The sequence below is a fragment of the Parafilimonas sp. genome (genome assembly GCF_051953455.1).
In the GTDB taxonomy this organism is placed as follows: domain Bacteria; phylum Bacteroidota; class Bacteroidia; order Chitinophagales; family Chitinophagaceae; genus Parafilimonas.
The window spans coordinates 59,141-74,576 of the sequence record NZ_JBQCIT010000048.1 but is presented as its reverse complement, the minus strand read 5'-3'; the positions used below and the strand labels follow the sequence as shown (position 1 = coordinate 74,576).

15 protein-coding genes and 1 tRNA gene are annotated in these 15,436 nt (G+C 40.1%); 8 read left to right on the top strand and 8 right to left on the bottom strand.

Features of this window, described 5'->3' with window-relative positions:
• Positions 1-18 precede the first annotated feature (18 nt).
• The 3 genes from ACTHN6_RS17245 to serA all read left to right on the top strand — a co-directional run bounded on the left by ACTHN6_RS17245 (position 19) and on the right by serA (position 3,008).
• Positions 19-1,320, top strand: a complete 1,302-nt coding sequence (locus ACTHN6_RS17245; RefSeq protein WP_440437022.1) for a cation:proton antiporter — start codon at positions 19-21, stop codon at positions 1,318-1,320.
• 98 nt (positions 1,321-1,418) lie between these two features.
• Positions 1,419-1,670 (top strand): type B 50S ribosomal protein L31, encoded by a 252-nt coding sequence (locus ACTHN6_RS17240; protein ID WP_090659069.1) that lies wholly within the window; start codon positions 1,419-1,421, stop codon positions 1,668-1,670.
• 105 nt (positions 1,671-1,775) lie between these two features.
• Positions 1,776-3,008 carry a phosphoglycerate dehydrogenase gene (gene serA / locus ACTHN6_RS17235; protein WP_440437021.1) on the top strand — a complete coding sequence of 411 codons (1,233 nt, stop codon included), beginning with the start codon at positions 1,776-1,778 and terminating at the stop codon, positions 3,006-3,008.
• Positions 3,009-3,028: 20 nt separating this feature from the next.
• Here serA and ACTHN6_RS17230 read toward each other — a convergent pair whose 3' ends face one another.
• From ACTHN6_RS17230 to ACTHN6_RS17220, 3 genes are all read right to left on the bottom strand, one after another.
• Complete coding sequence (locus tag ACTHN6_RS17230; RefSeq protein WP_440437020.1) at positions 3,029-3,769, bottom strand: tyrosine-protein phosphatase; 741 nt, start codon at positions 3,767-3,769, stop codon at positions 3,029-3,031.
• A gap of 13 nt (positions 3,770-3,782) precedes the next feature.
• Positions 3,783-4,328: a UpxY family transcription antiterminator gene (locus ACTHN6_RS17225; RefSeq protein ID WP_440437019.1), complete on the bottom strand. Its 546-nt coding sequence runs from the start codon at positions 4,326-4,328 to the stop codon at positions 3,783-3,785.
• A gap of 83 nt (positions 4,329-4,411) precedes the next feature.
• Positions 4,412-6,517 carry a carboxy terminal-processing peptidase gene (locus ACTHN6_RS17220; RefSeq protein ID WP_440437018.1) on the bottom strand — a complete coding sequence of 702 codons (2,106 nt, stop codon included), beginning with the start codon at positions 6,515-6,517 and terminating at the stop codon, positions 4,412-4,414.
• Between the two features lie 172 nt (positions 6,518-6,689).
• On the opposite strand from ACTHN6_RS17220, the gene ACTHN6_RS17215 reads away from it, so the two are divergent.
• Positions 6,690-6,765 (top strand) — tRNA-His (locus ACTHN6_RS17215).
• Positions 6,766-7,016: 251 nt separating this feature from the next.
• Here ACTHN6_RS17215 and ACTHN6_RS17210 read toward each other — a convergent pair.
• Both ACTHN6_RS17210 and ACTHN6_RS17205 read right to left on the bottom strand, forming a co-directional pair.
• Positions 7,017-7,562 (bottom strand): dihydrofolate reductase family protein, encoded by a 546-nt coding sequence (locus ACTHN6_RS17210; protein ID WP_440437017.1) that lies wholly within the window; start codon positions 7,560-7,562, stop codon positions 7,017-7,019.
• A 34-nt stretch (positions 7,563-7,596) separates the two neighbouring features.
• Entirely contained in the window at positions 7,597-8,046 is a 450-nt protein-coding gene (locus ACTHN6_RS17205) for an SRPBCC family protein (RefSeq protein ID WP_440437016.1), read from the bottom strand.
• Between the two features lie 305 nt (positions 8,047-8,351).
• On the opposite strand from ACTHN6_RS17205, the gene ACTHN6_RS17200 reads away from it, so the two are divergent.
• Entirely contained in the window at positions 8,352-9,596 is a 1,245-nt protein-coding gene (locus ACTHN6_RS17200; protein ID WP_440437015.1) for a PQQ-dependent sugar dehydrogenase, read from the top strand.
• A gap of 47 nt (positions 9,597-9,643) precedes the next feature.
• Here the strand turns inward: ACTHN6_RS17200 and ACTHN6_RS17195 are convergent, their stop codons facing one another.
• From ACTHN6_RS17195 to ACTHN6_RS17185, 3 genes are all read right to left on the bottom strand, one after another.
• On the bottom strand, positions 9,644-10,507 hold the full coding sequence (locus tag ACTHN6_RS17195; protein ID WP_440437014.1) for a sugar phosphate isomerase/epimerase family protein: 864 nt from the start codon (positions 10,505-10,507) through the stop codon (positions 9,644-9,646).
• Positions 10,508-10,587: 80 nt separating this feature from the next.
• Positions 10,588-12,144, bottom strand: a complete 1,557-nt coding sequence (locus ACTHN6_RS17190; protein WP_440437013.1) for a Gfo/Idh/MocA family protein — start codon at positions 12,142-12,144, stop codon at positions 10,588-10,590.
• A 68-nt stretch (positions 12,145-12,212) separates the two neighbouring features.
• Positions 12,213-13,223: an alpha/beta hydrolase family protein gene (locus tag ACTHN6_RS17185; RefSeq protein WP_440437012.1), complete on the bottom strand. Its 1,011-nt coding sequence runs from the start codon at positions 13,221-13,223 to the stop codon at positions 12,213-12,215.
• Positions 13,224-13,312: 89 nt separating this feature from the next.
• Between ACTHN6_RS17185 and ACTHN6_RS17180 the strand changes: the two genes are divergently transcribed.
• From ACTHN6_RS17180 to ACTHN6_RS17170, 3 genes are all read left to right on the top strand, one after another.
• On the top strand, positions 13,313-13,900 hold the full coding sequence (locus tag ACTHN6_RS17180) for a peptidylprolyl isomerase (protein ID WP_440437011.1): 588 nt from the start codon (positions 13,313-13,315) through the stop codon (positions 13,898-13,900).
• 41 nt (positions 13,901-13,941) lie between these two features.
• The gene (locus tag ACTHN6_RS17175) at positions 13,942-14,484 is read left to right on the top strand and encodes an NADPH-dependent FMN reductase (protein WP_440437010.1); all 543 of its coding nucleotides are present in this window, start codon (positions 13,942-13,944) and stop codon (positions 14,482-14,484) included.
• 64 nt (positions 14,485-14,548) lie between these two features.
• Positions 14,549-15,376, top strand: coding sequence for an SMP-30/gluconolactonase/LRE family protein (locus ACTHN6_RS17170; RefSeq protein WP_440437009.1), 828 nt, complete (start codon positions 14,549-14,551; stop codon positions 15,374-15,376).
• Positions 15,377-15,436 lie beyond the last annotated feature (60 nt).

The following is a 15,436-nucleotide window of genomic DNA, read 5'->3' as shown; positions in this document are numbered from 1 at the left end:
CCATCAAACTCCGCAACTATGGTTTCTAAACTTAGTTCTGAGGAAGTATTGAATTTTTTAATTATTGTAAGCGTTATCCTGGCTGCAGCCCGAATTCTGGGAGAAATATGCAAAAAATTAAAGCAGCCGGCGGTAATTGGGGAAATCTTCGCAGGTATATTATTAGGGCCCTCCTTATTTGGAGCTTTTTTTCCGGATACTTTTCAGCATGTTTTTATATCGCAGCCGCGGTCTTATGCGGCTTTCGACGGCCTTGCCAATATAGGCATCATATTACTGATGTTTATCGCCGGTTTTGAAGTTGACCTGAAGCAGATACGCAAGCAGGGCAAGCCCGCTGCTTCCATCAGCATACTGGGATTGATTTTCCCGTTTATGCTTGGTTTTGCCACCGTTTATTTTTTTTATGACAGCCTTTTTTCTTCTGCAGAAAGCAACAGGAGTATTGCCGCCATGTTCTTTGGTACCGCATTGTCCATTACAGCCTTATCCGTGATTGCAAAAATTTTGCTGGACATGGATATGTTGCGTTCCAAAATCGGTAATCTTATACTCACGGCTGCCATGATCAACGATTTCCTGGGATGGATATTATTCTCGATCATTATTCAGCTAATGAACACCGGGAAGCAGGAAGGCTCCTTCACATCGGTAAGCATGGTATTGTTATACACCGGGGTGTTGCTTACAATAGGAAGATGGGTGGTTGACAAAATCCTGATGATTGCCAGCAAGTTTTTTTCAATAGGTGTAATGATAACCTTAGCCGTTTGTCTTTGTTTGTTAAGTGCTGTTCTCACTGAATTTCTCGGCGTGCGTGGCATATTCGGGGCTTTTATAATGGGTGTTGCGGTTGGCGATTCCAAATTCTTTCCTGAAAAACTCCAGCAGATATTGCACCAGTTCGTCATTAATATTATTGCGCCGTTATTTTTTGCTTCCATAGGTTTAAGGGTAAACTTTATTGCCAATTTTAATATTGAAATAATTTTAATAACGGTGCTTATTGCCAGCCTGGCTAAAATTATTGGCTCCGGAATTGGCGGGCGATTGAGCGGCCTTTCTAAAAATGAATCGAATATTATTGCTTTTGGCATGAATGCGCGTGGCTCGCAGGAAATTGTATTGGGCGCTCTTGCATTACAGGCCAAAATTATTGATGAACAGGTTTTTGTGGCTTTGATCGTAATGACGATAGTGAGCATTTTAATCGCCGGCCCTGCCATGAAATATTATCTTAACAAGGAAATTGCAGAAAAAAAGCTTACAGAACCGCAGATTGCCGTTGCTGCTGCAACAGAGCGCAAAGTTGCCGGTTGAATACGGATACAAATATCATTTGGTAATAAATCCTGACAGGCTTATCTTTGCGCTCCTTTAAATTTAAAATACGGCAAAATCCGTAGAAAATTATAGTTATGAAAAAAGATATTCATCCAAAAGCATACAAGCAGGTAGTGTTTAAAGACATGAGTAACGGTTACAGTTTTTTAAGCCGTTCAACAGCTTCTTCCAAAGAAACTGTTAAGTGGGAAGATGGAAACGAATACCCGCTTATAAAACTTGAAATTTCGAATACGTCGCATCCTTTCTATACAGGTAAAAATGTATTGGTTGATACAGCCGGGCGTATCGACAAGTTCCGCAAACGTTACGAAAAGAAAAAATAAAAAGTTCAAATCCCTCCGGCAAAACGGGGGGATTTTTGTTTAGATTAACCCCTTCCCGCTAAAAAATATTTTACAGGATTTATTTTTGCAGGAGAGCAAACAATTATGAGCAAGACTACTTCTTATCCCAAAGAAAAAATTAATATTCTTTTTCTGGAAAACATCAGTGACAAAGCTGTTGATCTTTTTAAAAGGAACGATTATGTGAATGTAAAAAAGCTGGGCGGTGCTTTATCTGAAGACGAGCTGATAAAGCAAATTGCCAATGTGCACCTTTTGGGTATCCGTTCCAAAACGCATATAACAGAAAAGGTTTTAAATGCCGCTAAAAAGCTGCAGGCAATTGGTTGCTTTTGCATTGGCGTAAACCAGGTTGATTTAGAAGCCGCCACTAAACACGGCGTTGCGGTTTTTAATGCGCCATACAGCAATACCCGCAGCGTGGCCGAACTGGTAATTGGCTTAAGCATTATGCTTATTCGCCGCATACCCGATAAAAACAAGGCAGCACACGAAGGCATATGGATGAAAGATGCAAAAGGCAGTTATGAACTGCGTGGTAAAACCCTTGGCATTATCGGCTACGGCAATATCGGTTCACAGGTAAGCGTGCTGGCAGAAGCGCTTGGAATGAAAGTGATCTTTTATGATGTTGAAACGAAGCTTCCACTTGGGAATGCCCATGCCGCTAAAAGCCTGAAAGACCTGCTGGGCCAGGCCGATATAGTTTCACTGCATGTGCCCGAGGTGGAACAAACGAAAAACATTATCAATAAAAATACACTCAAGCATTTTAAAAAAGGAGCAATACTCATAAATTATGCAAGGGGAACCGTTGTTGAAATACCGGCATTGGCAAAAGCCTTACAGGAAGGTTTATTAAGCGGTGCAGCTATAGATGTGTTTCCGGTGGAGCCCAAAAAGAACGGCGATAAATTATCTACCCCATTGCAAAACCTCCCAAATGTAATTCTTACACCACATATTGGTGGCTCAACTGAAGAAGCACAACAGAATATTGGCGAGGATGTAAGCATCAAACTTTTCAATTATCTTGAAAATGGCGTTACCAACGGTTCTCATACCGTGCCTGCTATCGGCCTGCCGCCGGTTGAGGGAGCTCACCGCATCCTGCATATTCATAACAATGTGCCCGGTGTTTTAAGTGCCATCAATACGCAGCTTTCCAACCATAACATTAACATCGTCGGTCAATATTTAAAAACAAATGATGAGATTGGTTATGTTGTGCTTGATGTAGATAAACGCCTGTCCAAACAGGCAATGGAATTATTGAAAGATGTAAAGGAAACCATTAAAGTAAGGGTATTGTATTAATTGTTTCAATTAATACAAAGCTATAACAGCAGTTCTTTATTCCTGATATTAATACCTTCAAAAAGTTTATAAAAGCTTTTCCTGGATGCAAGGTCTTTCAGGCCATTCAGATGGTTTTCGTGGTGCATATCTGTTCCCACCAAGGTAACCATATTATTCTTTAAAAGGTTTTGGGCCGTTTTTTTGGCGCCTTCACCATAATAACCCAGCAGTGATAAAATGTTTATCTGCAAATAACAGCCAAGGTCTATAAAACGCTGGAAGGTTTCAATATTACCCGCATAATAGTTATAACGTTCCGGGTGAGCAAGTACGGGCTGCAAACCTTTAAGCTTAAGCTGGAAAATAACACTCTCAATATTATTTGAAGCTGCTACATACGACATCTCGATAAGAATAAGATTCTTTCCGAACGTAAGTAATGGCTTACCTTCCAGAACATGGTTCTCAAAGTCAAGATCAACCATATATTCGGCTGCGGCCTCTACCTGTATATCAATATTATTTTCCTGCAGCGCAGTGCGAACCAATTCAAGTTTTGGTAAAATGGTTGCGGGCGAGTTGGGATAAACTTCGGCCAGAATATGTGGTGTACAAATTAGTTTTTTATAACCCATTTGCTGCAACTGCCGTATATAATTTACCGTTTGCTCAATTGTCTGCAGGCCATCATCAAGGCCTGGCAATAAATGCGAATGCATATCTGCACCAATGAAGGAAAGATCGGGTGTTGTTCTTTTAGTACCAAACAATGAAAACATGGGCGAATTTAAGTTATGAGTGCGTCATATTATCATTATCATAATGTACGTTTTTAAGATGAAGATGTTCTATGGGGAATTCAACAACCAAAACCTGTTCAAGGCTTTCGAGGCGCACATACACCTTTTTATTTCCGCCTTTTAAAACGGTGCCTTCTGCATCCATAAAAACGCCTTTACGAATAACCACTTTATTATTTGTATTAAACTGTCGCAGGTTTTCTACCGTTATGTGCGCATCTTTTTCGAGCAGGTACAATTTTATCAGTTCTATCTCTTCATCACGTATAACCGCAGGCTTTTTTAAATAATGAACAAACTGCACTGCCCCATCGGTCGATAGTACTTTTATTCTTTCGTCATCGGTTATGTGCACAAATACATAGGATTTAAACAGCGGGTCTTCTATAATTTTTTTCCGGTCGCTCCACTGGCTCTCTTTTTTTTGTACGGGGCACCAGCTTTCAACGCCTTTTTCCAGCAATTTACTGTTTACTTTTTTTTCCCAGCGGGGCTTAGTGTAGATGGCAAACCATTTTTTACCGTTCTTGTTTTCCATGGTAAAATTTCATAGTGTGAGATTTCCCAAAAATAATAAGGGCATCTTTAAAATAAAAGAATGCCCTTACTAAACTAATAAAATCAGTGCGCTTTATTAATATCGTTAATTACGTTTACCGTTTCATTTATGTAAATATCTTTCTGAACATTCTTCAGCCATTGCAGGTACCTTCCGCCTTTTGCACTGTCGGCATTGCTGTAATATTTTGCACTGTCTGCGGAAACCGGCTGAATATTCATGGCTGTTGATAACCGGAACAGGCTGTCATCCTGTTTAACGGTATTTCTAAGAAGGCTTTGCTGTTTCTGATATTCAGTAAGATTGAGGCTGTAATCCCTGTCTGCATTTTCTTTCAGCCATAATGCATTTTTTGCCAATGCATTAAATGCCGGGTTTGCCTGTATGCGGCTTTTTGCTTCCGTTTCAACTGCATCCCAGTTTATGCCGGTGTTAAATTCTGTATAATCAGCTTTTGGCAACTGGTCCCAGGCAAGCGCTGTTGGCTGGTCTCTTTCGCGAATTTTTAAATAATCGTAAGGATCAGGCATTGCAATATCGGGCGACACGCCTTTTAACTGTGTAGAACCGCCATTTATACGATAGAATTTTTCGAACGTAAGCTTAAGCGTTCCATATTCAGTTTGCCCGCTAAACAAATCAAGCGGTTTGCCCAGCGGCAGTGTACGTTGTACCGTTCCTTTGCCATAAGTATCGGATCCTACAATTATGCCGCGTTTATAGTCCTGGATGGCAGCGGCAAAAATTTCAGATGCCGATGCGCTGAATTCGTTTACCATTACTGCCAGCGGGCCTGTGTATAAAACGGAAGTATCGTTGTCCGGCAAAATAGCCGGTTTCCCGTTGCGGTCTTTTACCTGCACCACGGGGCCACTTTTTATAAACAAGCCAACCATATTTACAACTTCAGGGAGTGAGCCGCCGCCATTGTTGCGCAGGTCGAGAATAATGCCCTGCACATTTTCTTTTTCCAGTTTTATGATCTCGTTGGCCACATCCTGCGAGCAGCGGTTGCCATTCGGCCTGTCGAAATCCGCATAAAATTCCGGCAGGAATATGTATCCTATTTTTCCGTTAGGCTGATTGATAACAGCACTCCTGGCAAACTGTTCATCCTGCACAATTTCGTCGCGTATAAGTGAAACAACTTCTGTGGTGCCGTCTGTTTTTTTGAAAGTGAGCCTAACCTCAGAACCCTTTGAACCACGAATGATTTTAACGGCATCGGTAACGGCATAACCCCTCACGTCAACCGGTTCCTTGTTTCCCTGGGCCACTTTTATTATCTCATCATTTACCTGCACTTTGCCACTTTTCCACGCCGGGCTTCCGGTAATTAAGCTGGCAATTTTTATAGCACCGTCATCATCTTTTAATTGTGCGCCTATGCCATAGAAACGCCCGCTTAAATCTTCTTCAAACGAACGGCTTTCCACAGGTGGAAAATATTCGGTATGCGGGTCCATAAGATCTGTAACAACATTCACATACGTATTGAATTGCTCCTGGCCATTAAAGATTAATTTCTGGCGGTTAAAGCTGCGGTCTAAAACAGTTTGCACTTTTGAACGTGCCATTTGTTCAAGTTGCGCATCTGTTTTTTTCCATGCGGTATCATCCAGGTTACGGCTGCGCTGCTGAAGAAGATCGGTATATTGTTCGAGTGTGAGATACTTTAAGCGTTTGCGCCAGAATTCTTTTCTTGAAGTTTCGTCAACCGCATACCTGGCTTTATCATCATCTAAACTTATTTCTTCCTTAATAGTAAAATCAAAAGGTTTGGCGAGCATCTCTTTATATAAAGCCATTATTTCACCTACCCTTTTTAAGTAAATGGAAGCTGCATCGGTGTAAAACTGCGAAGAGGCAGGAGCACCTTTAATTTCATCATCAAGAATAAGCTCGTATTTTTTCAGGTAATCAATATCTGACTGCAGAAAAATATTTTTATCAGGATTAAGTGCCTGCAGGTATTTGGTAAAAACCTGCTTTGAAAAATTATCATCAATGGGTTTGGGCGAATAATGCTTTTGCTCCAGTATAGTGCCTATAGCGGTTAGCAGCATTTGTTCCTTCGTTTCCGGGGATTTATCGTTTCTCTTGAATGCCCACAAAGTAATGCCCAGCAAAACGATTAATGCCGCCGGGAATACGGTTCTTTTCAACATAATTTTAGAAATTTTTAATTGCATACGCACACTCAAAAATAAATTAAAAAAAAGATGCCATTTTTTTTATTATTTGAATTAACAAGACCTGAACAAATAAACGTTAAAAATGTATTCATAAGTGTTTGCTTGCAACGCTTAATTCAGTTATTTTTGCACCCCTGTAAAACACGGAGATTGTAGCTCAGTTGGTTAGAGCGTCAGATTGTGGCTCTGAAGGCCGTGGGTTCGAATCCCATCATTCTCCCGGAAAGTCCCGCAAAAAAGCGGGATTTTTTATTGACAGCAGCCGGCAAAATAAAAAGGAATTGCTGCTTACATTGTATGGCAGTGCAGCGAATATATAATCTCAGGTATTTCGGTTCGACCAGGCTAAAGGCGGAAATAGTTTAACCAATAAATTTTAGTTATAAATTTAACTGCGATTACGGGCATACCAGGTTGATACACGGGACGAATAAAATTAAACACTATTAATTCAAACAAATGGTTCGCAGATTTACTTCATATATTTCAAAACCACACCACCTGTTGTAAGCCGCTGCACCGAAACCAGCGTTAAATTTCCGGAAGCAATTCCCTGCTTGAAAAGAAGCCTTCCGCTGCCTAAAATTACAGGTGCAATTCCAATACGGTATTCCTCAAAGAGATCGTCGTTTACAAAAGTTTCTGATAGATCTGCACTGCCAAACACATACATGTAACCACTGCCTTGCGCCTTAAGTTTAATAATTTCGGCAGCAGCATTTTCCTTTATCAAAGTAGTATTGTTCCATTCAGCAGAGTTCAATGTTTTGGAGAAAACAAGCTTGGGAATGCTGTTCATTAAATCAGCGATTTCTCCTTTTACATTTGTCCAGTAAGCTGCCATGCCTTCATAGGTTACACGGCCAAAAACAAGATAATCTGCTGAATGTAATTGTTCAATGCTTAATGCTTCAAGCTCCTTTCCCCAGATAGTATCATGAAAAGATAACTCCCAATTTCGATCACCTTCAAAGTAACCGTCGAGGGTGATAATATTCCACATTATTAGCTTTCTCAAAATTTTTATTTAACGTGGTTATTAAGAAAACATTTTAATTAATCCTTTCAGCAATCTCCTTCAACTTATTCAAAGCCTTTGGCCAGGCTTCTGCAAAATAATTTTCAAATTCAGGTGGTATATTGCCGGTCATCTCTACCTTAAGATTGGTGCCTGCGGGTATTTCCGTAAGTGTATAATTCTCCATTGCATTTGCCCATTGCTGTGCAGCTTTGCTGGTGGTATCTTCCACGCCGTCTTTAATTTCACCCAAATGCCTTATGGACATATATTCATTCGGCCTGTTTTCCTCTATACGGCTTACCATGCCGCTACCTTTACTATCAACAAATAAAGCTTTGCTGCCCTGCTTCCAGTCGGTTATAGCATGTGAATCTTCAGAAAAAGGAGCTGTCCATGCACGATAGTTGGCATCTTCCCAAAGGGCGTTCCATACCTTTTCCTTCGGTGCGTTAATATCAATTTTAAAATTCATGCTTTTCATACGGTTTAATTTTATGTTTGAATGATGACTCAAAATTCAGGTTAAAACATCAATCGAATAAAGTGTGAATGCGACAATATAGAAGGCAAACCCGACATTGATGCGCTCATAAAAATTATAGTACAAGGTACCTGCGATTAAAACCGGCATGGATGGCAAAGCCACGCTTTATTGAATACAGGCAGCCCCGTCAAGTAATAATTCAAAAAACTTTTAAGTTTTCTAATTTCATCAGGATTATTATTTTGTATTATAATTGCATCTTCACAACTGCAAAAGCCTTTCATACCATTTAAAACACTTTTATGCATTTAAAAAATACCATTCTTTTATCAGCGGTAATGCTTTTTGTTTACTCAACAGGCTGCGCAAATGATGAAACATCTGTTGCAAATAATGCATCAGCCAGCAGCGATACAACAAGCCTTCCACCTGTTGAAACCAAATCTCCCAACAGTAATTACAAACCTGCTTTTGCAGGACAGACAAGAATAAGCGGTGCCAAAACAACAACGCCTTATAAAGTAGAAAAGATTGCTGAAAAAATGGGTGCACCTTTCGCTGTTGTGGCCATGCCTGATGGAAGGTTGATGGTTACGTTGAAAAAAGGTTATATGGAAATTCATGATGCGAACGGTAAGCTGGTAAAGAAGATTGAAGGTTTGCCCGAAGTGCTGTTTGCAGGCCAGGGCGGCTTGCTTGATGTGGCTTTTGATCCGGATTTCAAGAATAATAAAATGATGTATTGGTCTTACTCTGAAAAAAGAGGTTCCGCAAATTTAACGGCAGTTGCAAAAGGCAAGCTGAATGAAGCTGCCGGTAAAGTAGATGATCCAACTGTAATATTTCGTGCTACGCCTGCATTAAACAGCAACCTGCATTTTGGTTCGCGCCTAATATTTGATAAAGACGGAAATCTTTTTGTAAGCGCCGGTGAAAGGTCTATTCTTGAAGGAAGGGCGCAGGCGCAAAAACTCGAATCGCATTTGGGCAAAGTATTTAAAATAACAAAAGATGGCAAGCCTGCACCGGGCAATCCATTTATTAATAAAGCAGGCGCAGCGCCTGAAATTTATAGTTATGGCCATCGTAATCCGCAAGGTTTGGACATTAATCCCGCAACAGGTGAATTGTGGGAAGTAGAGTTTGGCCCTCGCGGCGGTGATGAAATAAATGTGATACGTGCAGGTAAAGATTATGGCTGGCCTGTTATTACGTATGGCATTGAATACAGTGGCGAAAAAGTGGGCGATGGCATTCAGCAAAAAGCAGGATTGGAGCAACCGGTTTATTACTGGGACCCTGTAGTATCGCCAAGTGGCATCAGCTTTTATAAAGGCAATGCTATTCCGGAATGGAAGAACAATTTATTTATTGCCTGTTTAAGTGGCCAGCATATTACCAGGATTATTATAAAAAATAATAAAGTAGTTGGTGAAGAAAGATTGCTTGCTGATAAGAATGAACGCTTTCGCGATATTGCTTACATGAATGATGCTTTATATGCACTAACAGATGGCGGCGATTTGTATAAAATCAGTAAGAAGTAATATTAAAATTTTAGGGAAGGTTCTAAGTCCTTCCCTAAAATTTTGTGTTAGATAGAATGTATATAAGGAACGCTGTCTTTAAAATTCTCAAAGCCCATTTCAACAAAATAATTTTTTACGCCGCCTGTTTTGGCAGCAGCAAAAAATTCTTTCCAGTTAATAACACCTTTGCCAACCGGTACTTCTTTTTTATCAGTCGTCCAGTCTGATAGATGTGATGATATAAACCTGCCGGGATATTTCTTAAAATAATCGGCTGCTTTATATCCAAGATTGATCACTTCTGTTTGAAACTGCATCTTCACCAGATCAGGATTAAACTGCTTCATTAATGCATCATAAATTAACTGGCCATCTAATGTTGCAAATTCAAATTCATGGTTATGAAAACCCGCCTGCATGCCTGCAGCTTTAATTTTTTCTGCGGCTTTATTGAGCTTATCGGCTGCGGCGAGATAATCATTTAAAGTTGCCGTTTTCGGCAGCCAGAAAGTAGAGCATATCATTTGCGTTAAGCCCATGTCGTGCGCAAACTGAATGGCGCCATCAATTTTATCATCGGCAAACTCTCCTGCCCCGAAATGACAGCTTGGACAAGTTAAGCCTGCATCTTCAATTGTCTTTTTTATATCGGCTGTTGGCATTGAACCAAGAAACCCAAAACCAATTTGTGCATAGCCTTTTGGCGAACACAGTTCAATAAGTTTATAACCCATATCAGCCATAATTTTCAAAGTGCCGGTAAAGTCTTTGCCAAGTTTGTCTTTTACCGTCCATGATTGAAAACCTACGGGTATGTCATTGGCCACAGCGGCAGCCCATAATTCTTTTGGCAGTTGAAATAAAGCAAATGCAGCGCTTAATCCCAACGATGCTTTTTTGATAAATGACCGGCGATGAATTGTATGCATAAAAATCTTTTAATAGTCTGTTTAATTGAATAATAAAGGGAAACATTTTTATAATCTTCCAACTCCTTCGAAATCCAGGCTCAGATATTTTCCCAACCGTTTCTATACGTTCTGCTTAAATATTTATTGGCATCAGATGAATTGGTGATCTTAACATTGGCTGCATCGTACTGCAATAATTTATTTGATCTTAATGCCACAGCATATAAGTTCACTGCTTCTGTAAGCGGTTCTGCTTCCCTGAAGCTCCCGGGATATTGCTTGCCGGATTTACAGGCTTCAACAAATAATGGCAAAGCTTCTGACGTTTGCGTTACCTGGTCACGCGCATCGGCATTAGTTTTGGGTGCGTCCATTTTTTTACCTGAAATAATTTGCGGGTCATCTACATTAAAACCAGCTAGTATTTTTCCTTCTGTACCAACAAACATCATCCCTTCCTGCGGTAGTTCTTTATTCTGACTGAATAACTCTTTCGGAATAGGGGGCCGCATGCCACCATCATACCAGCAAAGATCAACAGGCGGCCTGTTGCCGTTGGCGGGATATTTAAAGCGGACCATGCTGGCCATGGGGAAAGAAAAATCGTTATTGATGCGATACGGCACAGCTCCATTGAATGCACATACATGGCTGCGGCAGGGGATAACGGTTGTGGGCGATGTTAACTTCAATGCATTAAACACCGTCCATAAACTGTAATGTCCCATATCGGCCATGGAGCCGCCGCCGAAATCGTACCAGCCACGAAATACCATGTGTGTATAATCATGGCTGTAATCACGCATGGCTTCAGGGCCAAGCCAGAGGTCCCAGTTAAAGCCATCCGGTATGGGTTGCTTATCTTTTGGGAGATCGGGATATTGAGGCCATACAGGGCGGTTGGTCCAGTTATGTACTTCAGTGAGTTTACCGATAGCACCTGCATTTATCCAGGCCATCACCGTATCCATTGAACCATTGGAATCCCAGGGTATAAAATGCGTAATCACATTGCTGTTATGCGCCATTTCAATTACTTTCTTTCCTTCAATCAGCCTGTTTGAAATAGGCTTATGCATCAGCACATGCTTGCCGCGTTTTATAGCGGCCATAGCCAGTACACCATGCAAATGATCAGGCGTCATTATTTTAACGGCATCGAGGTCTTTTTCTTTATCAAGCAGTTCACGCGCATCTTCATAAGCGGTGCAGGCATTGTATTTCCATTCATTGTGAACATTGGCATAATAACTATCAACAATTGACTTTCCGTTTTCTCTTCCCCCCGGAATAATATTATCGCCACCCGGTTTCCAGTTATTATTCTTTAATGTTTTCCTGATGGCATCTCTCAGGTAAGTTGTGCCCCAGTCGCGGTAACCAACAGCATAACGGTTGGGATCGCAGACAGCCGTTACCTGGATTTGCGGCACTTCAAGCAAAGGCAATAATTCTCTTATGCCCTGCGTGCCGATGCCGATGTAAGCCAGTGTTATTTTATCGCTTGGTGCAATATAACCTTTACCTAATACATGCCTTGGCACAATAGTAAAAGCAGTGGCGGCTGTGGCTGTGATGGAAACAAAATCGCGGCGGCTCAGGGTTCTTTTTTTTGCAGCATTGTTTGTTGAATTGTCGTGAATGATTTTTTTCATATAGCTTGATTGACATTAGAAGAGGTAATAAAATTAAAAGATAAGCTGGAGAAATTACAGGAATAATTTCAGTTGCTGCAGCTTCTCTCCTTCACCGTTTGCACAATCTCTTTTATTATTTTATCCGTATGAAATATAATGCTGTTGTGTGCGCATCTTAGTTCAACTTTATCGGGGTTGCCATAAATATCATTTAATAAGTACTGGCATTTGGTAGCCACGGCTTCATCATATAAGCTGATAAATTGCTTTATATATTTTGCCTTGCAGTTATGGCCAAGATAATATTGATCTGTTATGGCCCATGCTTTATTTAACCGGTGTTCATCAATACCTTTTTCAATAAATGACTGCTTAATATATTTTGTAAAAATGCTTTGCCAGGTAAGCGTTCCAAGCTTTGCTGCCGTTATAATGGGGAAATAAAAATCAACAGGCTCCACATCAGTTGCAAGCCCGGCCTGGAACCCGCCACTGCTCATACCAATTATACCAATATTGCGATATTGCTTTCTGAAATGCTGAATGAGAAATCTTATCTCGGCAACAAACTGCCGGAAGTTCATAATGGTTAAGAAAATATGCGGGCTTATAAACAATTCACCTGAGTAAAGATTGGCAGGCGTTCTTTGCTGGTGAAAAGGTTTTATTAAAAGGCAACTGTCAATGCCATTACTTAAAAACTGCCGGCAAATTTTTGATTCAAAATCAAGGTTTTTTCTTGCCCATCCCGGTGCAAATAATAATAATGTTTCATTGCTTTTGCAATTAGAGAACAGTTTAAAGAATGCAGTATTATTTTCCGCCCAGTTGGTTGTTGCAGGAGAAGGATAGGAAAAAACTGCTTCATTATTTGCTGCATGTAATTCAATAACCTTATCAGCCGCAGGTGCATTAAGCGTTGTATAAAAAAGTTCAGGTTGATTGAAGAAGGGCTGAACGGTGTTATAAAATTCATCAACAGAAAACTCTTTCTCATCAAAAACATCCTGCGGTAGTGTAACAGAGCATTTTCTTTTTATAGTAAAATAATCATACACACGGTCTGCAAGAGGATATAGTTTTGAAGCAATGCCCATTATTTAACTTGACAATTTTTTTGTTTGGTTTGATGCATTTTATTTTGAGAACTTCGTTTTATTAATAAACGAATTAACAGGTAAGCATAATGAATCGCCGGAACCTTTTGATTATTGTTATTGTTTTTATAACCGCCTGCAAAGGTGCTGAAAATAAAAACCCGCATGTTGATATCTCAACAAAATTTGGAGATATAGAAGTTGAGCTTTATCCTGAACAGGCGCCTGAAACAGTAAAGGCTTTTTTGCGTTATGTTGATTCCGGTTATTATACAAATTCAGCATTCTACCGTGTGTTGAGAGATGATGAGCAACCAAGCAATGCGCCAAAATCTGAATTAATACAGGGCGGTTTATGGAAAACAAATTATAAACTTTCAGCAGGCCTGCCTGGCATTAAACATGAAACCACAGCACAAACAAAAATCCTGCATAAGAATGGCGTTATATCTATGGCAAGGCTTGAACCCGGAACAGCCAATACAGAATTTTTTATTTGCGTTGGCGATCAACCGGGCCTGGATTATGGCGGTGCCAATAATGCAGACGGGCAGGGCTATGCTGCTTTTGGTAAAGTAGTAAAAGGCATGAATGTAGTGCATAGCATTTACGATGCACCGGAAAGTGATGGTGAGTTTGATCCGTTGATCTATATTTTTAAAATAAAAAGATTATAAGATGCAGTGTGTTTTAATCATTGCATCTTTTCATTCATAAAATGCATATAAAGAAAAACATTTTTGCTATTATTGGCAGCGCCGGTAAAAATTCTTCTAATTTAAAACTAGTACAAAAAATTGCGGCACTTACCATTGATGAGTTTAATGTAAATATTTTTGAAGGCTTAGCTGCATTACCGCATTTCAATCCGGAATTATCGATTGAAAACACACCTCAGATAATTATTGATTTTCGCAATGCTGTTAAGCGGGCCGATGGCATTATTATCTGCACGCCTGAATATGTTTTCAGCATTCCTTCAGGATTAAAGAATGCGATTGAATGGTGTGTTTCAACAACGGTTTTGTCAAAAAAACCAGCAGGTCTAATTACAGCTTCCGCCTCCGGCGTAAAAGGGCATGAAGAACTTAAATTGATTATGCGCACACTTGAAACAATTTTCATTGACGATACCACTTTACTCATAAACGGCATAAAGGGAAAAGTTGATAACGATGGAAATATAAAAGATGAGCTAACGAATAAAGCCCTGCAAGTTTTTATTGGCGCCTTTATAAAGCTTGTTAATGATAACAATTAAGTGCTAAAATGCTTTGCCACATGGCTGAGCTATTATATTTTTATCGTTCAATAAAACAGCTATCATGAAAATCTTGTACACCGTAATCTTCTTTTGCTTTTGTTGGCTGAATACAACATTTGCACAGCACAAGCTCACAAAACTTTGGGAAACCGATTCTGCCTTAAAAGTGCCGGAGAGCGTTTTGCTTGACAGGGAGAATAAAGTTTTATACGTATCAAATATTGATGGCACTGATCCCTGGGGCGCGGATGGCAAAGGGTCAGTTGGAAAGGTTGGGCTTAATGGAAAAATAATTGCAACAGACTGGGTAACCGGCTTGAATGCACCCAAAGGACTGGGATTATACAAGGGCAAATTATATGTTGCCGATTTATCAAATATAGTTGTAATTGATACGAAGAAAAGTGCTATTGAAACCATCATAAAAGTTGACGGTGCCGGCGGCCTGAACGATATTTCTGTTGGAGACGATGGCGTGATTTGGGTATCGGATTCAAAAAATAAAAAAATATTCAGGGTTGAAAATGAGAAGGCAAGCGTTTATCTCGAAAACCTTAAAGGCCCCAATGGTGTATTAATGCATAACAAAACGCTTTACATTTTAGATAATGGCAGTGCCTATAAAGTAAATACTGATAAAACATTAATCCTGCTTGCTGAGGGAATGGAAGGCGGTACTGATGGCATTGAAAATACTGGTGGCGACAATTTTATTGTTTCCTGCTGGGCCGGCGCTATCTGGCATATCAGCCCCGGCAATAAACAGCTATTGCTCGACACCAGGGAAGAAAAAAAGAATACTGCAGACCTCACCTACGATGCAGATAACAAGATTGTTTACGTACCCACTTTCTGGAAAAACAGCATAGTGGCTTACCGGCTCGATTAAAAAACAAACAGCCACGAATACACTGTTGAATTATCGCTAACCAATCGGTATTCGTGGCTG